At 73.8% G+C, this 18,777-nt stretch carries 16 protein-coding genes; 3 read left to right on the top strand and 13 right to left on the bottom strand.

The features are described from left to right. Positions 1 to 123 precede the first annotated feature (123 nt). The gene (locus ACLQ2R_RS26150; RefSeq protein ID WP_425963236.1) at positions 124 to 552 is read right to left on the bottom strand and encodes a MarR family winged helix-turn-helix transcriptional regulator; all 429 of its coding nucleotides are present in this window, start codon (positions 550 to 552) and stop codon (positions 124 to 126) included. A gap of 70 nt (positions 553 to 622) precedes the next feature. Between ACLQ2R_RS26150 and ACLQ2R_RS26145 the strand changes: the two genes are divergently transcribed. After that, positions 623 to 1,111 (top strand): MarR family winged helix-turn-helix transcriptional regulator, encoded by a 489-nt coding sequence (locus ACLQ2R_RS26145; protein WP_425963235.1) that lies wholly within the window; start codon positions 623 to 625, stop codon positions 1,109 to 1,111. Here the strand turns inward: ACLQ2R_RS26145 and ACLQ2R_RS26140 are convergent. From ACLQ2R_RS26140 to ACLQ2R_RS26105, 8 genes are all read right to left on the bottom strand, one after another. Continuing rightward, on the bottom strand, positions 1,089 to 1,988 hold the full coding sequence (locus ACLQ2R_RS26140) for a carbohydrate ABC transporter permease (RefSeq protein WP_425963234.1): 900 nt from the start codon (positions 1,986 to 1,988) through the stop codon (positions 1,089 to 1,091). The two genes, ACLQ2R_RS26145 and ACLQ2R_RS26140, sit on opposite strands and share 23 nt — an antisense overlap. Before the next feature lie 92 nt (positions 1,989 to 2,080). Next, positions 2,081 to 3,037, bottom strand: coding sequence for a carbohydrate ABC transporter permease (locus tag ACLQ2R_RS26135; RefSeq protein ID WP_425963233.1), 957 nt, complete (start codon positions 3,035 to 3,037; stop codon positions 2,081 to 2,083). Positions 3,038 to 3,142: 105 nt separating this feature from the next. Further along, positions 3,143 to 4,459, bottom strand: coding sequence for an ABC transporter substrate-binding protein (locus tag ACLQ2R_RS26130; RefSeq protein WP_425963232.1), 1,317 nt, complete (start codon positions 4,457 to 4,459; stop codon positions 3,143 to 3,145). Positions 4,460 to 4,526: 67 nt separating this feature from the next. Beyond that, on the bottom strand, positions 4,527 to 6,677 hold the full coding sequence (locus ACLQ2R_RS26125; RefSeq protein WP_425963230.1) for an alpha-galactosidase: 2,151 nt from the start codon (positions 6,675 to 6,677) through the stop codon (positions 4,527 to 4,529). 76 nt (positions 6,678 to 6,753) lie between these two features. Continuing rightward, positions 6,754 to 8,922 (bottom strand): carbohydrate-binding protein, encoded by a 2,169-nt coding sequence (locus ACLQ2R_RS26120; protein WP_425963229.1) that lies wholly within the window; start codon positions 8,920 to 8,922, stop codon positions 6,754 to 6,756. 241 nt (positions 8,923 to 9,163) lie between these two features. Beyond that, on the bottom strand, positions 9,164 to 10,216 hold the full coding sequence (locus ACLQ2R_RS26115) for a LacI family DNA-binding transcriptional regulator (RefSeq protein ID WP_425963228.1): 1,053 nt from the start codon (positions 10,214 to 10,216) through the stop codon (positions 9,164 to 9,166). A 107-nt stretch (positions 10,217 to 10,323) separates the two neighbouring features. Continuing rightward, positions 10,324 to 11,565 carry a methyltransferase domain-containing protein gene (locus ACLQ2R_RS26110; RefSeq protein ID WP_425963227.1) on the bottom strand — a complete coding sequence of 414 codons (1,242 nt, stop codon included), beginning with the start codon at positions 11,563 to 11,565 and terminating at the stop codon, positions 10,324 to 10,326. Between the two features lie 233 nt (positions 11,566 to 11,798). Next, on the bottom strand, positions 11,799 to 12,812 hold the full coding sequence (locus ACLQ2R_RS26105; RefSeq protein WP_425963226.1) for a LysR family transcriptional regulator: 1,014 nt from the start codon (positions 12,810 to 12,812) through the stop codon (positions 11,799 to 11,801). A gap of 87 nt (positions 12,813 to 12,899) precedes the next feature. Here ACLQ2R_RS26105 and ACLQ2R_RS26100 point away from each other — a divergent pair, with 87 nt between their 5' ends. Then, a complete protein-coding gene (locus tag ACLQ2R_RS26100) occupies positions 12,900 to 13,751 on the top strand; it encodes an amidohydrolase family protein (RefSeq protein ID WP_425963225.1) in 852 nt (283 codons plus the stop codon). A 261-nt stretch (positions 13,752 to 14,012) separates the two neighbouring features. Here ACLQ2R_RS26100 and ACLQ2R_RS26095 read toward each other — a convergent pair whose 3' ends face one another. Next, positions 14,013 to 14,957 (bottom strand): quinone oxidoreductase family protein, encoded by a 945-nt coding sequence (locus ACLQ2R_RS26095; RefSeq protein ID WP_425963224.1) that lies wholly within the window; start codon positions 14,955 to 14,957, stop codon positions 14,013 to 14,015. Positions 14,958 to 15,049: 92 nt separating this feature from the next. Here ACLQ2R_RS26095 and ACLQ2R_RS26090 point away from each other — a divergent pair, with 92 nt between their 5' ends. Further along, positions 15,050 to 15,673 carry a TetR/AcrR family transcriptional regulator gene (locus ACLQ2R_RS26090; protein WP_425963223.1) on the top strand — a complete coding sequence of 208 codons (624 nt, stop codon included), beginning with the start codon at positions 15,050 to 15,052 and terminating at the stop codon, positions 15,671 to 15,673. A 52-nt stretch (positions 15,674 to 15,725) separates the two neighbouring features. Here the strand turns inward: ACLQ2R_RS26090 and ACLQ2R_RS26085 are convergent, their stop codons facing one another. From ACLQ2R_RS26085 to ACLQ2R_RS26075, 3 genes are read right to left on the bottom strand one after another with little or no spacing between them, the layout of a single operon-like run. Continuing rightward, positions 15,726 to 16,523, bottom strand: coding sequence for an NAD-dependent epimerase/dehydratase family protein (locus tag ACLQ2R_RS26085; protein ID WP_425963222.1), 798 nt, complete (start codon positions 16,521 to 16,523; stop codon positions 15,726 to 15,728). 52 nt (positions 16,524 to 16,575) lie between these two features. Then, positions 16,576 to 17,601, bottom strand: a complete 1,026-nt coding sequence (locus ACLQ2R_RS26080) for a glycosyltransferase (protein WP_425963221.1) — start codon at positions 17,599 to 17,601, stop codon at positions 16,576 to 16,578. Continuing rightward, the gene (locus tag ACLQ2R_RS26075) at positions 17,598 to 18,641 is read right to left on the bottom strand and encodes an iron-containing redox enzyme family protein (protein WP_425963219.1); all 1,044 of its coding nucleotides are present in this window, start codon (positions 18,639 to 18,641) and stop codon (positions 17,598 to 17,600) included. Before ACLQ2R_RS26075 ends, ACLQ2R_RS26080 begins: the two co-directional genes overlap by 4 nt. Positions 18,642 to 18,777: the final 136 nt, after the last annotated feature.

Genomic DNA, 18,777 nt, shown 5'->3' with positions numbered 1-18,777 from the left:
GCGGGAGCGGTGTCTCCGGGGCGGCGCCCCCTTCACGGGCGGGCGGGTGCCGTGCCGGAGAGCCGGTCGTGCCCCGGCGGGGAACGCCGGTCGTGCCGTGTCAGGGGATGCCGGTCTCCGAGGTCAGCGGGATTCCAGGTTGGCCGACATCCGCTCCAGGACGCCGATCGCGGTCAGGTACTCCTCGGTGCCGACCCCCTCGGTGGCGCGGGCCCGGGTGGTGTTCACCAGGGCCCCCACCTCCTCGTGCGCCTGGACGCCGGCCGGGGTGAGGGTGAGCCGGTCCTCGCCGCGCACCCAGCCGCGCTCGCGCAGGTCGCCGGTGACGGGCCGCAGGGTCGGCACCTCCTCGTCGAGGAAGGGGGCGAGGGTGGTGTCGAGCTCGGCGGGGGTGGGGGAGCCGACGGCGACGACGTTCAGGACCTGCCAGTGGCGGCGGGTCAGCCCGTGGCGGGAGAGATGGTCGTCCAGGGAACCCTCCAGGAGGCCGTGCAGATGCTTGATCCAGTAACCGAGGGGACGGCTCTGGCCGATGATCTCGGAGGTCTCCATGGTGATCGCCTTTCTCCGCAGATATATGTATTTTGACAATAACATGTACTTTCACATGTATCATCGAGGCATGGAGGATCAGCAGGCGGTCGCCGCCGTCGAACGGGCCATGGTGGAGATCCGGCGCAGCCAGACCCGCCGTGCCGTCCAGCGGCTCGCGGCCGGGGCGGACGACGGCGCCGGAGCGTCCGTCCCGCTCGACCCCGCCCTGTTCGGGGTGATCGACGCGGTGGAGGAGGGGGAGGGCGACGTGACGGTCACCTCGGTCGCCGACCGCCTGGGCGTCGACCAGCCCCGCGCCAGCCGCCTGGTGGCCAGGGCGGTCGGCGCGGGTCTGGTCAGGAGGGTGGCCGACCCGGCCGACGGCCGTCGCAGCACGCTGGAGCTCACCGCGCTCGGTGCCGGGCACGCCGAGAGGGTTCATCGTTTCCGCCGCGAGGTCTTCGGCGCGGCGATGCGCGGCTGGTCCGAGCACGACCGGCGGGAGTTCGCCCGCCTGCTCACCGCCTTCGTGGCGGAGCTGGGAGCGCGATCGGCTACTTCACCGCGCCGCCGGTGATGCCGGAGATGATCCTCCGCTGGGCCACCGCGAGGACCACGACCAGGGGCAGGCTCATCAGCAGCACGTAGGCGAAGATGAGGTGCCAGTTGTTGAGGTGGAGACCGGCGCCGGCGACGCGGAACAGGTTGAGGGGCAGCGTGTCGAGCCGCCCGCCGACGACGAAGAACGCGTAGAAGACGTCGTTCCAGACGTACAGGCAGACCAGGATGGTGGCCGTGGCCAGCACCGGCCGCAGCAGGGGCAGCACCACGAGCCGGAACACCTGCGCGGGGCTCGCGCCGTCCATCTGCGCGGCCTCCTCGAGCGAGGAGGGGATGGTGCGGACGAACCCGGTGACGAAGAAGATCACCGTGGACATGTAGATGCCCATGTAGACGCCGATCATCCCGGCCGCGCTGCCGGCCAGGCCCAGGTGCCGCAGGAGCAGCACCATGGTGACGACCGCCGGGGGCAGCACGATCCCGCTGATGGCGAGCGCGTACAGCACGGCGGTGAACCGGGTGACGCGGCGGGCCAGGATCCAGGCCGCCATCGAGCCGAACACCAGCACCCCGGCCACGGCGGGGGCGACGACGAGCAGGCTGCCCAGCAGGGCGGCCGGGACCCGCCCGGCGTTCCAGACCTCGCCCAGGTTCTCCAGGAGCAGCCACCGGCCGGGCAGGGACAGGTCGGGTGAGAGCGCCTCGCCCCGGGACTTGGCGGCGGTCACCACCACCAGCCAGAGCGGGACGCCGACGACGGCGGCGGTGAGCACGACCACCAGGGCGGGGCGCAGCCGGCTCCACAGGGCCGCGTCGCTCAGGGCCGGCGCGGAACGCCCCGCAGGTGAGGCGCCGGGCGCCGGGGTCGAAGGAGCGGAGGACGACGGGGACACCGAAGGGGCGTGGGACGTCGAGGGTGCCGCGGACGAGGGGCGCGCCGGGGGTACCGGGGGCGTCGGGGGTGCCGGGGGCGTCGGGGGCGCTGTCACAGGATCTCCTCCCGCTTGCGCAGCATGCGGACGATCGGGAAGGCCGGCAGGGCCACCAGCAGGAACAGCACCAGGCTCATGGCGGTGGCCTGCGCGAACAGCCCCTGCCCGAAGGTGCGGTAGATGAAGATGTTGAGGATCTCGGTGGTGCGGGCCGGGCCGCCGCCGGTGGTGGCCTGGGCGATGTCGAAGCCGTTCATGGAGCCCAGCAGTGCCGTCGTGACGTTGAAGGTGATCGCCGGTGCCAGCAGCGGGAACCTGACCGTCCAGAAGGTCCGGGCGCGGGAGGCGCCGTCGATGCGGGCCGCCTCGGTGATCTCCTCGGGGATGGTCTTCAGCCCGGCCAGGTAGATGAGCATGGCCAGCCCCATCCACTTCCAGGCGTGGATCACGGCCAGGACGACGATCGTCCAGGTGGTGTCGCCGAGCCAGGCGTAGTCGACCTCGCTTCCGGAGAGCACGCCGAGCAACCGGTTGAGGGCGCCCCCGGGCTTGAGGAACGCCTGGAAGAGGTAGCCGACGGCGAGCGCGGACATCAGCACCGGGATGAGGAAGAACACCCGGGCGGCGCGGTTGAGCCAGGTGTCGCGCTCCAGCAGGACGGCGAGGGCGAAGCCGAACGCGTTCTGGAAGAGGGCGACCAGCAGCGCGTACACCACGGTGACGCGCAACGCGCGCAGCAGGGTGCCGTCGGAGACGAGGTCGTCGAAGTTGTCCAGCCCGACCGGCCGGATCTCGCTCTTGAAGCCGGACCAGTCGGTGAAGGCGTAGACGAAGTTGAAGACCGTCGGCAGGAAGAAGAAGAGGAACAGGATGGCGAAGGCGGGCGCCAGGAACCACATGGGGTGCGTCCGCCGCCTGATCGCCGATGTCGCCCGCCGCCGGCGGGCCGCCGCCTGGGGAACCGGCCGGGCGGGTCCTTCCCTCGCGGCCGGGTCCTTGACCGTCACCATGGGTGCTTCCTTCGTGAGAGCGGAGGGCGGGACGGCGCGGGGGCGTGACGGCCCCCGCGCCCGCCCTTCCGCGCGTCTTTTCCGTGTTCCCGTACGGGACGGGGGTCAGAAGCCGGTCGCTCCGGCGGCCCTGGCGAGCTGCTCGAACTGCTTCTGGGTGGCCGAGGCCACCTTCTCCGGGGACAGCGTCCCGGTGATCATGTCGGCCAGGTTCAGGTACAGGTCGGGGTTGGCGACGGCCTGCGACTGCATGGACCCTACCGACGACGGCAGCGAGGCGTGCACGTCGAGCAGCGCGCGCGGCACGTCCGGCGGGCTGGGCACCGCGGTCTGCAGCGAGACGGTGCTGCGGTCGGCGACGAAGGCGGGGTAGCCGGGGCCCATCCAGTACGCGAGCAGCTGCCGGGCCGCGGCCTCGCGCCCGGCGTCGCCGGTCCTGAAGGCGACCAGGGCGTTGGACTGGTCGGGGATGGAGGTGCCGACGTTGCCGGACGGCGAGATCGGGAAGAACCCGATCCTCTTGTCCAGGGTGGCGGTGTCGGAGCTCGCCTGCAGCAGGCCGAAGAAGGAGTTCACCTGCACGGCCATGGCGGCCTTGCCCGACAGCAGCGCCGCCCCCTGGTCCTCGAACTTCGCGGTCCTGATGTCGGCGTTGAACAGCCCCTCGTCGATCAGCGACCTGTACTTCTTGATCGCGCCGAGGACGGTGGGGCCCTCGAAGGTCTCCTTGCCGGTGTTGATCCGCTCCCAGAGGCCGTCCTTGGCGGCGTCGGCGAGCTGGACCTGGACCCACCACTGGGTTCCCCACCTGTCGCCGGCCATCTCGTGGAAGGGGGTGACGCCCTTGGCCTTGAGCTTCCGCGCGACCTCGATCATCTCGTCGAAGTTCTTCGGCGTCCCGGTGATCCCGTTCGCCTCGAAGACCTCCCGGTTGTAGTAGACGCCCTCCACGGCGGGGCTGGTGACGAGCGTGGCGTAGCGGGTGTCGTTGAGGATGCCGGTGATGTCGCGCAGGTCCGGCGCGTACTTCGACAGCCAGGGCGCGTCGGTGAGCGGCTGCAGGTTGGTCGTGGCGTTGAGCGCGGTCAGCATGGACGCGGTGGGCTGCCAGAACGCCAGGTCGGGCTTGTCGCCGGTGGCGACCTTGGTCTGCACGCCCTGCTCGTAGGGGTCGGGGATCGTCACGACCTCGACCTTGGCGCCGGTCGCCTTCTGGAAGGCGTCCACGACCTGCTTCGGGACGGTGTTGCTGTTCTGGGCCGCCCAGATCGTCAGCGTGACGCCGTCCAGCCTGGCGGCCGGGTCGGGCCAGGTCGCGGCTGCGGTGGTGGTGGCGGCGGGCGCGCCCGCCGAGGGGTCGCTGCAGGCCGCGAGGCCCAGGACCAGTACCGCCGCGCCCGCGAGGGCCGTTCGTGTCTTCATGGTGTGACTTCTCTTTCCGGGGGATGCCGGGCCGCGACGCGGACCGGGGCGATCGGGGGAGGGCGGTTCAGTCGCCAGGGGGGAGGTCCGTGCCGGAACGGAGGCGCAGGATGCGGGCGCCGGCCGGCCCGTCGCCGCGGGAGGTCAGGGTCAGCGACCCGGTGCCCGGATCCCACCCCTGCTCCCAGGCCGGCAGGTGCCTCGGGTAGAGGACGTCGATCGCGGGCCGCGTACCGGCGAGGTGCGGCAGGGAGAGCTCGGTGGAAGCGGTGGCGCCGGGCCGCCGCCACACCCCCAGGTAGGTGTCCTCGCCGTCGCGCAGGGCCAGGCAGAGCCACGGATCCTCCCAGCCGGGCAGGCCCAGCGGCCACAGCGGCACGGCCTCGGCCAGGCGCGCGCGGATGTCGCGGTGGACGGCGACGGCGGCGCGCACGGACTCCAGCTGCTCCGGCCGCATGACGTCCAGGCGACCCGACAGGTACAGGCGGCCCAGCATGCCGGTGCAGAGGGTGAAGGCGATCTGCTCGTCGGACATCTCCGGCTGCGGGTAGGCCCAGCTCGCCGACTGCTCGGGCAGCAGCGACATGGGTGCCGCCACGGCGATCGGCGGGTACAGCAGGGGGTCCTGCTGGTCGCTGGTGGACTGCAGCTGCATCCGGGACATCAGCGCGTAGTCCATCCGCATCGCGCCGGAGGCGCAGTTCTCCAGCACCAGGGCCGGATGACGGTCGAGCAGCCCGTCCAGCCACGCCAGGTGCGCGCGGTTGTGGGCCAGCAGTCCCGCGCCGGCGCTGTCGGCGTCCAGGTCGGTGCCCGCGCCCGGGTCGATGTTGTAGTCGAGCTTGAGGTAGCCCACGCCCAGCTCCTCCACCAGCCGGTCGACGACCTGGTCCAGGTGCGCGGTCGCGGCGGGGTGGCGCAGGTCGAGGTGGTAGCGGTCGTGCTCGACCAGGCGTACGCCGTCGCGCTGCAGGAACGCCTCGGCGGGGAGCTTGTCGGCCATCGGGCTGCGCACCCCGATCACCTCGGGCTCCAGCCACAGGCCCGCCACCATGCCGCGCGCGCGGACGCGGGCGAGGACCTCCTCGATGCCCCGGGGGAAACGGCTCTGGGACGGCTGCCACTCGCCGACGCTGTCCCACCAGGTGCCGTCGTCGTCGTACCAGCCGGCGTCGACGCAGAACACCTCGGCGCCCGCGGAGGCGGCGGCGTCGATCAGGGGCAGCAGCTTCGCGGTGGTCGGGTCCCCCATCAGGGTGTTCATGTAGTCGTTGAACACGACCGGCAGGCCGGCCCGGTCGGGGTGCGGGCGGACGACCGCCCGCCGGTGCGCGGTGAGCGCGGCGGCGGCCCCGGCCAGGCCGTCGCCGGAGACGGCGATCGAGACCGGCACGGTGGTGAAGGACCCTCCCGGCTCCAGCACGTGCCGCCACTGGTGGTCGATGTCGGTCGGGCCGAGCAGCGCGACGTAGGCGCCCTCCCGCCGCTCGCCGATCTCCCAGCGCCACGCGCCGTTGTGCTCGATCTGCCACAGCCACGCCCGGCCGTCGCGGTGGACGACCCCGCCGGTGGGCAGGTGCCGGCCGGTCGACCAGGTCCCGGCGCTGACGACCGCCAGGCGCCCGCGGCCGTCCTGCCCGTGCAGCGGGAGGTTGAGGACGGGGGCGCCCTCGCGGAGCGGATGGCGCCTCCAGCGGCCCTCGCCGAGCCACTCGGCGTCGGCCCGCACCACGTCGAGCGTCTCGGCCGGGCCGTCGGGGAACCCCGCGGCGAACGAGGTGACGCCCAGCAGCGTCACCGCCTCGGGGCCGTGGTTGGTCACCCGGGTGCGGACCTGGCAGGCGCCGACCCCGTCCGCCGAGCGGAGGTCGACCTCCGCCCCGAGGCCGCTCGCCTCGTCGCGCAGCTCGATCGTCAGCACGTGCCAGATCCCCTCGCGCGACCGCCGCTCGCGGGTGAAGGCCAGGCGGCGGCCGACGGCCGTCTCGGAGAAGCGGTGCGAGGCCCGCGCGTGCCCCGCGCCGGGGGTCAGCAGTTCCACCAGCGGCTGGCCCGCCCGGCGCCCGCCGCCGTCGCTGTCACCGCTGTTACCGCCGTCGCTGCCGTCGGTGGCGGACAGGCTCCTGAGGGCCACCGGGCCGTCCGGCGGGACGTCCACGACGACCCGCAACGCCGGATGTCCCCAGATCAGGACGGGCGTGCTCTCCGATGAGGTCAACTGCTGCTCCCTGTCGCGTTCGTCGGTACTCTGTCATCCGGCCGGTGGTCCCACCCGGCGCGGAGCCGTCCGGGGGTCAGCCGAGCGGGGCGGCGATCTGGATGAGATCGATGTTGGGCGCGTAACCGCCCGAGGCGTTGCCGAAGGTGATCGTGTTGGCGCCCGCCGCCAGGTCCACGTCGACGACCGTGGTGCGGTAGTTCGACCAGCCCAGCGTGTTGCGGAAGTAGCTCCGCCTGGCCGTGCCGCCGTTCACGGCGATGTCGGCGTAGCGGTCGACGATGTTGCTGTTGTAGTTGGACGCTCCCTCGCCCAGCTCGCCGTTGGCGTAGGTGACGACCATCCGGTAGCGGCCGGCCGCGGGGGCCGTGACGTTGTTGAACCGCAGGGTGTTGGCCGCCCCGGCGCCGATGTAGCCGACGTAGCGGCCGCCGGACGCGGCGGGGTCGGAGGTCACCACGGCCGCGCCCGACAGGGTGTTGCCGGCGGCCTCGGCCTGGTACGCCGTCACCGTGCCGCCGGTCGCCGCGACGTCGAGGTGGTCGACGTTGATCGCGTCACGGCCGTCGGAAGCGTAGGCGTTGACGTCGATCCTGTTGATGCCGGCCGTCAGGAACACCTTGGCGGTGGCGGTCCGCCAGGTGTTCCAGTCGGCCGTCCCCGGCAGCGCCAGGGTGGTGAGGTCGGCGCCGTTGAGCCGCAGCCGGATCGACCGGTCGGCCGGCGCGCCGGTGTACGGGCCCGCCGAGTAGCGCAGGCCGACGGTGTAGTAGCCGTCCGCGGGCGCCGTCACCACGAACTTCGTGCTCGCGTTCGTGCCGGCGCCGTACCCCTCGGTGAAGGAGGTGCCCGTGTAGCCGGTGCTGGGCCCGTAGACGACGCGGGCCGAACCGGCCAGGGCCGCGTACTCCGCCTGGTAGCGGGAGGCCGGTCCCGCCGCCGACAGGTCCTTGTCCGGCGTGACGATCACCTGGTAGGCGGAGGCGCCCTTGAGGCCGGTCAGCGGGACGGAGATCTGCCCGCCGGAGGAGACGTAGTCTCCCTCGGAGACCAGGTACGGGCCCGCGGAGGGGTTGAGGCCGGAGGTGTCCACGCCCCACACCGTGGCGTGCACCGTGGAGCCCAGGTAGGAGGCCGCGCCCAGCCCCTTGACCGTGACGTCGGTGTCGTAGGTGCCGTTCACGGTCTGGTTGCCGCCGAAGATCACCCGGGCCTGCTTCTTCGCCGGGTCCAGCGCCGCCAGGCCCTGCAGGGAGCCGTTCTGCGACGGCGGGGTGACCGCCACCGTGGTGCCGGTCAGCTCGCCGTACCACTTGTACAGCCACCAGGCGCCGGTCGCCTGGTTGTTCCTGGTGACCAGGTCGTTCAGCCCGCCGGCCGTCGTCCAGTAGGCCAGGCAGCCGTCGACCTTGCTGTTCTCGAACCGGGAGACGAACTGCACCAGGTTGCCCGGTACGCCGAGGTCGCCGGAGAAGCGCCCGTACTCGTTGATGCTGATCGGCCGCGCCGGGATGCCCAGGCTCGTCTCGATCGCCCGGTAGTCGGAGAAGTGCGAGTACCAGCCGGTGAAGAAGTCGTCGCCCAGCTCGTGCCAGGTGGTGACGTGGGGGAGCACGCCGTTGTCGCGGGCGTAGGTCATGAACGCCCGCATGTCGGCCGAGCGGTAGGAGGCGAAGTTCGGCCCGGCGATCCGCGCCCCCGGGTCGATCGAGCGGATCCTCCGGTAGGCCAGCTTCCAGTGGGCGAGGAACCCCGGCAGGTTGCCGCCGTACCAGATCTGGTCGGGCTCGTTGAACGGCACGTACACGTACGAGGTGCGGTGGGGGTCGGCGACGACCTTCCTGACCATCGTGTCGATCTTGGCGAGGTAGTCGTCGATCCCGAGGTTCTCGTACGGCCACTGCTTGTAGACGTCCTGCATGTAGATCTGGATCTCGCGTCCGCCGGCCCGCTTGAACATCGGTGCGATCCTCAGCGCGTCCCCGTTGGGGTGCTGCAGGCCGTCGGGCGCCTTCTGCGCGGTGACCTGCGGCTTGAGCGCGGCCAGCATGGTCTCGTTGGGGATGCCTTCGTCCCCGAGCCCGTACAGGAAGCCGGTGGCGCCGTAGCGCAGCGCGCCGGTCGGGGCCGCCAGGTCGACGACGAGCCGGGAGGCCGCCGCGGCGGGCGGCGCGGACAGCAGGCTCGCCACGACTGCGGCGGCCGTCGCCGCCGACCACGCTCGTCTGGATCTCGTCCATCTCATTGCGGTGGAACCTCCTTGTGGCTGGGCGGGTGACGCCCCGGGGGGTGGAGGCGACGGACCGGTCACGGGCTCGCGGGGACGGGCGAAAGGGCACGCGGGGACACGGGGACGAGGTCGCGCTCCGGGGCCGTCTCGCGGGGATCCGCGATCATGTGACCGGTCACATCATCCGTGGGCACGAGTGTGATCGGTCACACGCCGAAGGAAAAGAGGGCGTTACCAGGTTGTTACCGGCACATGTCTAGCGGGTACGCGCGGGCGCGGTCGACTCCCGCACCACCAGGTTCGGCGCGACCAGCGAGACCGGCGGCTGCGGCAGGCCCGTGACCTCGGCGACCACCGCGGCCAGGCACGCCCGTCCCAGCGCGGCGAAGTCCATCCGCACCGTGGTCAGGGCGGGCGTCCAGTAGGCCGAGCCCGGGACGTCGTCGAAGCCCACGATGCTCACCTCGCCGGGCACGTCCCGCCCCGCGTCGTACAGGGCACGGCGCACGGCCAGCGCGGTGTCGTCGTTGCCGCACAGGATCGCGGTGACCCCCGGGTCGGCCGCCAGCCGCCGCCCGGCCTCGTAGGCCGAGCGCGCGTCCCACCCGGCCGTCACCACCGGCGGCACGGCGGCCCCGGCGTCGCCCAGCGCGTCCCGCCAGCCCGCCTGGCGCCCGCTGCCGGTGTTCTCCGACGGAATCGACACGTGGTGGACCGTGCCATGTCCCAGCGAGAGCAGGTGCCGCGTCGCGTCCGCCGCGGCGAGCCGCTCGTCCAGGCAGATGGTGGTCCGCCCGACCGGGACGGCCGCTCCTGCCTCGATCGCGGCCACCGCGGGCACGCTCTCCGGCAGCGCCCTCAGCAGCGCGGAACCGGCCCGGTCGAAGGCGACGACCACGATCCCGCCCGCGCTGGGGTCGCTGACGTACTCGGCGGCGTTCCGCACGTCGGCGGCGCGGTCGGACTCGATCACCCGGACCCCGACGGCCAGCCCGGCCACCCGCGCGGCCTCCTCGACGCCCTGCAGCGTGCAGGCGTAGCCGTAGAGCGTCGTCTCCGACGTCACCACCGTCACGGCGCTCGCCCGGCCGGAACCGAGCGCGCGGGCGGCCCGGTTGGGCCGGTACCCCAGCCGCCCGATGGCCTCCAGCACCGACTGCCGGGTCACCGGGCTGACCCTGGGCGACTCGTTCAGCACCCGCGAGACCGTCTGGTACGACACCCCCGCCGCCGCCGCCACGTCACGGATGCTGGGGGCGGCGTCCCTGCGCCGGGGCAGCGGGGGTCGGTCGGCGTGCGGTCGGGTCACCTCGCCATCGTGGGCGGTCGGCGACCTCCAGGTCAAACGCGACCCGGCCGCCGCGACACCCCGCCGGGCGGGAGGCCCGCGCGCCCCGCCCGGGGCCGTCCCGGCTCTCACCTCCCCGCGGCCTTCGGACGCTCCGTGCGCGCGGGCGGCGTGGGTCGCGGTTCCGGCCGGCCGGACGGGAGGGAGGGGCGTTCCGTCCGCCCGGGCGCGACGGGCCCGGCCTGGAGACCCGCCTCGGCCCGCCCCGGGCGTTCCGTGCGCGCGGGCGCGGTGGATCGCCGTTCCGGCCGGCCGGGTGCGGTGAACCGGGCGATGAACGGCTGCGCGCCCGACACCCGGACCCGCTGCACCTGCGCCGGGACGAGGCCCCACCGGATGCCGGTGGCGATGTCGCCGGCGCCGGGCAGCAGGAGCACGGCCGTGCCACCGGGGGCCAGGACGCGCCGCAGCTCCGCCCACCAGCGCTCCGGGGAGGAGGCGAGCAGTCCGCCCGCCGTGACCTGCCCGCCCCAGGGCGGGTTGCACAGCACGCGGTCGGCCCCGCCGTCCGGCAGCGGCAGGCGTCCGGCGTCGGCCCGCCCGGCGGTCACCGCCAGCGCGCCCGCGTTCTCCCTGGTCGCCCGCACCGCGTCCGGGGACAGGTCGAAGCCTCGCAGCAGCGCCTGAGGCTGCTGCGCCGCGGCCTCGATCAGCAGGGTCCCGGCCCCGCAGCACGGGTCGAGGACCGTCAGGCCCGGCCGCAGGTCGGCCATCCGCGCCATGGCGGCGGCCACCGGCGGGTGCAGGGTCCCCGCCAGGGAAAACCGCTTGTAGGCGCGCCGGTGCAGGGGCCGGTCGGCGATCCTCAGCATGAGGGTGGCCCGCGCGCCGTCGAGGGTGAGCCGCCACCCGGTGTGACCGGCGGGCGGCGCGAGCCCGCCCCGGCGCGAGTGGTACCCCACTCCCAGCCGGTGCGCCAGGACCCGGCCGACCGCGTCCTCGGCGTCGTGACGGTTGAAGTTCCGCCCGCCCAGGAACGACGCCGAGACCTCGACGCCGGTGACCGGGCCGGAACCGCCGTACCGGCGCCGTGACCGGATCAGGGCCTCCAGGTCGGCCTCGGCGGCGAGATCGGCGAGACCCGGGAGCCCGTCCCTGGCGGGACCGATGTCGCGACCCCGCGCGGCGAGGAGGAACACGTCGTCGGCGGTGGCCGGACGGGAGGCCCCGGGCCCGGCCAGGAGGGTGTGGAAGTGGACTTCGCGATGCCCCAGACGGGTGACCGTCGAGAGGCCGGGCTGGAGGATCTCGGCGGCGACCGCCTGCTCCAGACCACGGACGCACCGCGCCACCAGGCGCGCCGCCGTCACGGGACGGCGAGGACGCTGGGACGCGGAGCGGTGAGGAAACGTGCGCGTTCGCGCATGATGATCGTTCTTCTCCCACGTCGGCCCGAGGCGGCGCTGCGCCGCCTCGCGTCACCGGCGACGGGACGGCCTCGTCTCGCCGGTGGGGGCCTAACGCAGGGTGAAGAAGAACGCGAACGTCATGACGGAGATCGTAATCGGCCGGGACCGTACCGGCAACCGGACGCCCCGCCGCCTCAGCGGCGCGACACCGCGGACAGGGACGCCGGGACGGGAGGGACGGGGGCCGGGGCGGCGGAGGGCGCGGGGAGGGGGGACCTGTCGCTGCGGACCGGGACCGGGGCCGGGGCCGCGGAGGTCGCGGAGGTCGCCGGGGCCGCCGCAGAGGCCACGGCGGCGAACGCCTCGATCAGCGGGCCGGTACGGGCCGTGCGCCAGGTGAGGACGGCCCTCGCGGGCGGCATGTCCACGATCGGGATGAAGGTGACGCCCGGATAGCGGCGGAAACGGGTCGTGCCGGTGTCCACCGGGATGACGAGCTCGCCGCGCGCGACCATGTGCAGGGAGTCCAGGTACGTGCCCTCCACCCGGGCGCGGCGGATCGGCCGCCCGGAGGGTGTCCTGTGCGGCCAGTACGACGCGTGCAGGCGCGGCGGGATCGTGCGGGGCATCGCCGGGACCGTGAGGTCGCCGAGCTGTTCCAGCGTCACCCGGCCCGCCGCCGCCAGCGGATGGTCCTCGGCGATCGCCAGGACGCGGTCGTGGGAGCCCAGCTCGGGCCCGACGGTCACCTCCGGGTCCTCGACCGGCAGGAACGTGGCCAGGATGTCGACGCCGCCGTCCCATGCCTCGCGCAGGCCGTCCATGGTCACCTGGACCAGGTGCACGGCGCAGCCGGGGTGGGCGAGGCGGAAGGCGTCGGCGATCCCGGTGAGCGGCGCGCCCGCCAGGTTCGGCAGGTGACCGACGCGCAGGTCGCCCGACAGGTCCCTGGCGTGGGCCCTCGCGTCCTCCAGGGCCCGCTCCAGCGCGTGGAACGACGGTCTCGCCGTGCCGAGCAGCCGCTCGCCCAGGCCGGTCAGGGCGACGCGGCGGCTGGTGCGTTCGAACAGGGGCGCCCCCACCCGCCTCTCCAGGGCGCGGATGAGCTGGCTGACGCGTGCCTGGGACAGCCGCATCTCCTCGGCCGCGCGGCCGAAGTGCAGGGTGCGCGCCAGGGTGAGGAACGTCTCGATCTCCCTGAAGTCCATGCCTCCGGTATACCAATAAGCCTGGCTGATCGACGCTTCAGGACTTCGTTCTTGTTCCGCCGGCGGGTGCCGGGAGAGCGTGGGGGCATGGTCATCGACGTCTGGGCGCAGCCCGTCCCGAGTGAGCGCCCCGGCCGCCTCGCCGCCCCCGAGATCACCCGCCTGTTCGAGAAGTCCGGCAGCGCGGAGCTGCTCCGGGCCCCGCTCGGGCCGGACGAGCTGGCCGGGCTGATGGACGAGGCCGGGGTCGACCTGCTGCTGCTGTCGGCCTGGCACCGGCCCGGAGGCTGGGTGATCAGCAACGACGACGTGGCCGCGTTCGTCCGGGCCCGTCCCGACCGGTTCGCCGGTGTCGCCTCGGTGGACCTGTCGCGGCCCGTCGCGGCCGTGCGCGAGCTCCGCAGGGCCGTGGGGGAGCTGGGGTTCGTGGGCCTGCGCGTGGTGCCCTGGCTCTGGGACCTCCCGCCGGACCACCGGCTCTACTACCCGCTGTACGCGGCCTGCGTGGAACTCGGCCTGCCGTTCTGCACCCAGGCGGGGCACACCGGGCCGCTCATGCCGTCCGAGCCCGGCCGGCCCGTGCCCTACCTGGACCGGGTCGCGCTGGACTTCCCCGAGCTGACGATCGTGGCCGGTCACATCGGGCATCCCTGGACGGAGGAGATGATCGGCGTCGCCTGGAAGCACGACAACGTGTACATCGACACCTCGGCCCACCTGCCCCGCTACTACCCCGGGCAGCTCGTCCACTTCATGAACACCTACGGCCGGGGAAAGGTGATGTTCGGGACGAACTGGCCGCAGCTTCCGCACGCCGAGGCGCTCGCCCAGGTCGCGTCCCTGCCGCTCACCGACGAGGCCCGCGCCGACTTCCTCGGCGGCACCGCGCGTCGCGTGTTCCGCCTGCCCGGGGGGAGGGTCCCGCGGAGAGGAAGGTGAGGGGGCGGGCGTGACGGCCCGCGCCCGCGAGACCGGCGGGACCTTCACGGGGTGGGCGGGTGCGGGGACCAGCCGCCGTCCACGACGTGCGGGCGGGCCGCCGGAGGGGACAGCGGGCGGGGGTCGTCGGACGGGGATCGTCGGACGGGGATCGCCGGGCGCGGAGGCCCCGGCGATCCCCGCCCGGGTGCCGGCCGCCGCCTTCGGCCCGCCGAGGCAGGGCGTCGAAGGCGGACACCGCGGTCGCGGTGTCCGGCGCCGTCACGGGCGCGGGGCGCCGTTCCCGTCCCCGGCCGTCCGCAGCAGGACCCGGCCCAGGTTGCGGCGTGCCCCGACCAGTGTGACCGCGTCGGCGAGCCGTTCGAGCGGGAACGCCGTGTGGGCGGGACGCAGGTCGCCGGCGGCCAGCATCTCCCAGAGCCCGGCCCGGCGCTCGGCGATCAGCCCGGGGTCCCGCCGGGCGAGCGGGCCGATGGAGAAACCGATGACGGTCTTCGGCCCGGAGAGCAGGCCGCCGGTGTCGACGACGCCGCCGCCCGCGCTGAACGCCACCAGCCGGCCCAGGGGCAGCAGTCCGTCCACCCCGCGCTGGACGAGGTCGCCGCCGACCCCGTCGAGGACCAGGTCGACCGGATCGCCCCACGACGGCCGGTCGTAGGTCACGACCTCGTCCGCGCCGCAGCCGTACGCGAACCCGGCCTTGTCCGGTGAGCCGACCGCGGCGACGACCCGACCGGCGCCCAGGGCCCTGGCGAGCTGCACGGCCAGATGTCCGACGCCACTGGCGGCCCCCGTCACCAGGACGGACTCCCCCCTGGCGAGGTGCCCCGCGCGGAGCGCGCTCAGCGCGATCAGCCCGCCGCGGACCAGGCAGAGCGCCGGGGCGGCGTCCACCTCCTCGGGCACCGGCGACACCAAGGACTCCTGGGCCACCGCGGCTTCGGCGAAGGCGTCCCGCATGACGACGCCGCCCACCCGCTGCCCGACCCGGAACCCCCGCGTGCCCGGGCCGAGCGCGGCGACCCGCCCGACGAGCTCCGCGCCGGTCGCGCCCGTCCCGGCGCGCAGCGATCTGACCAGGGTCACCCCCACCCCGATCGCCTCGGTGCGTACCAGGAGCTCTCCGGGGCCGGGAACCGGCTCGGGGAGATCGTCGATCGGGAAACACCGTTCGTTCCCCGTCCGCTCGACACGGATCGCGCGCATGTGACCCTCCCTCTCTCGTGGCCACCGATACATTAGGTCGAACATAATTATTAGGTCAAACCTAATAAGTGTGTCCGGGCTATCGTGGGGTCATGGCGAGCCTGCGCGAGCGCAACAAGCTGCGGACCCGCGAGCTGATCTCGGACGTCGCGACCCGGCTGTTCCTCGAACACGGCTTTGAGGCGATCACCATCGCCGAGGTGGCGGCGGCGGCCGGGGTGGCCAAGATGACGGTCACCAACCACTTCCCCCGCAAGGAGGACCTCGTCCTCGACCTGCACGAGGAGCTCGTCGCAGGCCCGGCCCGGGCGGTCGGCGCGCGGTCGGCGGGGGAGTCCGCCCTGGACGCGTTGCGCCGCCACTTCCTGGAGGCCCTGGACCGGTATGATCCGGCGCTGGGATTCTCCGGAGCGCCGTTCGCCGCGATGCTCCTGGGCAGCCCCGCGCTGCTGGCCCGCCTGCGCGAGATCCACGAGGAACGCGAGCGGGCGCTGGCCGACGTTCTCATCCGGGAGACGCGCCCCGCGCCGGGCGATCCGATGCCCCGGCTGGCGGCCGGCCAGATGATCGCGATCTACCGCGTCCTTCTCCACGAGGCTCTCTGCCTGACCGCCCGCGGCGTCGGCCAGGAGGAGGTCCACGCGTACCTGGCCGGGGGCGCCCGAAGCGCCTTCAGCCTGCTGGCCCCCGGGCTGGGCGACTACGCGCGGCGCTGACGGCCCGTTTGCGGGCCGGCCGCCGCTATTCCGGCACGCGCGGGGCCGGTGCTCACCCGCCGGAGAGGTGCCGGAGGGTGAAGTCGGCGGCGGCGAAGTCGCCGCCCTGGGGGTCGTCGCCGCTCAGGTGGCCCGCCGTCCCCGGGAAGCGGCCGGCGTAGATCTCGGCGTCGTCGAGCGGACGGTACCCGAGCCGCTCGTCCAGCTCCCAGAACCGGCGGGTGTTGGCCGAGACCGCGTAGGCGGCGGTGAACGTGACGTCCGGCGCGGTCAGCGCGGCCCAGACGAAGCCGGCGCAGTCGCGGGGGCTCAGCCAGGTGGCCAGGTGTCTGGGCGAGGTGGGTTCGAGTTCCATGCTGCCGATGCGCAGGCAGACCACCTGGAGCCCGAACTTGTCCGCGTACAGGCGGCCGAGCGCCTCCACGGCGACCTTGCTGACGCCGTACAGGCCGTCCGGGCGGGGAGGCGCGTCCGCCGAGATCGTCCGGCCGGCCGGATGGAAACCGGTCAGCCGGTTGCTGCTCGCCAGCACCACGCGCCCGACGCCGGCACGCCGCGCGGCCTCCAGCACGTGGTGGGTGCCCAGGACGTTGCCCTCCAGGAGGTCGGGGAGCGGGGCCTCGTCCGGCACGCCGGCCAGGTGCACGACCGCGTCTGCGCCCTCGACGATCGACGCCACGTCCTCGACGGAGGACAGGTCGGCCCGGCGGACCTCCTCGTTCGGACCCCCGGAGAACAGCGGCGCCCGATCGACCGAGACCAACCGGCGCAGTCGGCCGCGTAGCGGCTCCCGCAGCGCGGACCCGACCCGTCCCGCGGCACCGGTGAGAACGACCGTTTCCGTTTTCATGCCTCCGAGTCTGTCACCGGCCGCCGGTGCCCCCACCCGCCGGCGCCTTCGCTCACCGGTCACCGGCGGTGCCGCCCGGCGGCGGGCGGTGAGGGGCGCCGGCCCGCCCGCGGAGGGACTTCCTGAGGTGGCGTACGGGATGCGCGGGGGTCCGCAGGCGGCGGCCCGCGTAGTGCACGCCGCCGTGGACGAGGCGGGAGGCGAGGGCCAACCAGACGCAGACGGCGCGTTCCAGCACCCAGACGGGGGCGAACAGAACACTGGCCGGCGGGAAGACCCTGTGCCCGCCCGCCCTGCGGCGGCCGCTCTCGGCCATCGCGATCGTCAGGACGGCACCGGCGAGGATTAGGCGGTGACGGCGCCGCAGCAGGCCGGCGGCCGTCAGGGGGGCGACGGCCAGGAAGAGCGCCATCCGGGCCGGCTGCGCCATGTCGTCGTAGGCCTGGCGGACGCGCTGGGACCAGAACCTGGCCGGGTCCGGGGGCAGGCGGCGGACGTAGAGGTCCAGCGGGCGGTCCTCGCGCCCGCCGTGGGCGCGGACGGTGCGGATGAGTTCGAGGTTCTCGAACAGCACGTCGCCGTCGTAGCCGCCCATCGCCTCGAAGGTCGAGCGCCGGATGCCGAACGTGCCGGGATAGTCGGCGCCCAGGGCACGGTTGAGGAGGGTGCGGGCGGTGTCCCAGTGGGCGTGCCAGGGCAGCGGGTCGAAGTAGTTCTGCGGGCGGACCAGGTCGGCGGCGCCCAGCAGGTCGCCGAGCCTGGCGAGCTCGGCCTCGCCGTAGCGCACGTCGTCGTCGGCGATGACGACGCGCTCGGCGCGGGCCAGGCGCATGCCGGTGACCACCCCGTTGACCTTGCCGTTGGCGAAGCACAGGTCGGCGTCGGGGCGGACGTGGCGCACCAGGCCCCTCCAGCGGCCGGCGTGCCGTTCGAACAGGGGGGACGGCGAGCCGTCGACGACGGTGACGTCCACGAGGCGGGCCAGCCCGCGCAGGTAGGCGGTGAGCTCGTCCAGGCCGCCGTCCTCCTCCCAGCGCAGCGGCAGGACGTACTCCATGGTCGCCGCCGGCCCGCTCACCGGCCCGCCGCCATCAGGTCGGCCCGGCGCAGCGAGGTGGCGCCGTGCCGCCAGCTGTCCATGAGGTGCTCGGCGAAGAGGCGGTCCAGGGTCAGGCCGCAGGCCGCGCCGTACAGGACGTCCTGGGCGAGGGCGGGCTCGGCGGCGGCGAACCCGCCGCACATGTCGTGGGCGGCGATCTGCTCGTGGGCGGCGTCGGCCTGGACGTGCTCGTCGTAGAAGCGGCAGGCCGCGTCGTCGCCGCCCAGCCTCCGCAGCCCCCGGGCGTAGGTGAGGTTGGGCAGCGAGGAGGTCATCTCGAAGGCGGCGAGGTGGCCGAGCAGGGCTCCGCGGTGGCGGCGGTGCAGACCGAACAGCGACATGGTGTTGCCGATCGCCAGGGTGAGGGCCGGGACCCGGTCCAGGTGGGCGCCGTAGGAGTCGTCCAGGTCCAGGGCGCGCATGGTGGCGCGGAACAGCTCGGAGTGCATGCGGTCGAGGCGGCCGCCGCCGTACTCGTCGGTCTGGATCTCCACGAGGGCCGCCTTGGCGCGGCCGTGCAGCCGGGGGATGGCCCAGGTGTGGGGATCGGCCTCCTTGAGGTGGTAGACGGAGCGGTGGACGACGAACTCCCGGAACTGCTCCAGGTCGGCCTTCCTGGCCAGGAAGGCCGCGAGCCCGGGGCCGCCGTCGGTGGCCGCCACCAGATCGGCCAGCGCGTGGCGCATGGGCGTGCCGGACGGAGGAGAGGGCGGGAGGGGGACGACGCGGCGCAGGCCCTCCTCGAAAATACGTTCGAGGTCCTGTCGCAGCGCGAGCAGCGAGGGGTTCCACTCCCACGCGTCGTCCACCCCGTCGAAGCCCCGGTAGTGCAGCTCGTAGCAGGCGAACAGGGCCAGTTGCAGGTCCTCGTCGTACAGGGCCGGTCCCCGAGGGGAGAAGGAGGGCGGGTCGAAACGGTGCGGCGGGCTCGCCAGCTCTTCGAAGAGGAGGGTCGTGAGGGGACCTCGGGGTGTGGGCAGCTTCATCGCGGGCTCCCGCTGGTCGAACACCTGTGCCATATCCTCCTCGTGCCCTCACGTCGCGGTGGCTAACCCGTGAGGGAAACCGATGGTGAGAACGCCTGCTCAGGGGCGGTGCCGGGCGGCCGGGGCGGATCGCCGCGAAGGAGGGGACTTTGGCCTCTGACGTCCGCCC

Source organism: Streptosporangium sp. DT93, assembly GCF_049844535.1.
Classification (GTDB): domain Bacteria; phylum Actinomycetota; class Actinomycetes; order Streptosporangiales; family Streptosporangiaceae; genus Streptosporangium.
Note: the sequence above shows the minus strand (reverse complement) of the source record. Positions and strands in the feature narration are given on the sequence as shown.

Coding starts and splice junctions, on each gene's coding strand:
- ACLQ2R_RS26150 (WP_425963236.1), bottom strand. CDS start 552: ATGGAGACCTCCGAGATCATCGGCCAGAGCCGTCCCCTCGGTTACTGG.
- ACLQ2R_RS26145 (WP_425963235.1), top strand. CDS start 623: ATGGAGGATCAGCAGGCGGTCGCCGCCGTCGAACGGGCCATGGTGGAG.
- ACLQ2R_RS26135 (WP_425963233.1), bottom strand. CDS start 3,037: ATGGTGACGGTCAAGGACCCGGCCGCGAGGGAAGGACCCGCCCGGCCG.
- ACLQ2R_RS26130 (WP_425963232.1), bottom strand. CDS start 4,459: ATGAAGACACGAACGGCCCTCGCGGGCGCGGCGGTACTGGTCCTGGGC.
- ACLQ2R_RS26120 (WP_425963229.1), bottom strand. CDS start 8,922: ATGAGATGGACGAGATCCAGACGAGCGTGGTCGGCGGCGACGGCCGCC.
- ACLQ2R_RS26105 (WP_425963226.1), bottom strand. CDS start 12,812: ATGGACTTCAGGGAGATCGAGACGTTCCTCACCCTGGCGCGCACCCTG.
- ACLQ2R_RS26100 (WP_425963225.1), top strand. CDS start 12,900: ATGGTCATCGACGTCTGGGCGCAGCCCGTCCCGAGTGAGCGCCCCGGC.
- ACLQ2R_RS26095 (WP_425963224.1), bottom strand. CDS start 14,957: ATGCGCGCGATCCGTGTCGAGCGGACGGGGAACGAACGGTGTTTCCCG.
- ACLQ2R_RS26090 (WP_425963223.1), top strand. CDS start 15,050: ATGGCGAGCCTGCGCGAGCGCAACAAGCTGCGGACCCGCGAGCTGATC.
- ACLQ2R_RS26085 (WP_425963222.1), bottom strand. CDS start 16,523: ATGAAAACGGAAACGGTCGTTCTCACCGGTGCCGCGGGACGGGTCGGG.
- ACLQ2R_RS26075 (WP_425963219.1), bottom strand. CDS start 18,641: ATGGCACAGGTGTTCGACCAGCGGGAGCCCGCGATGAAGCTGCCCACA.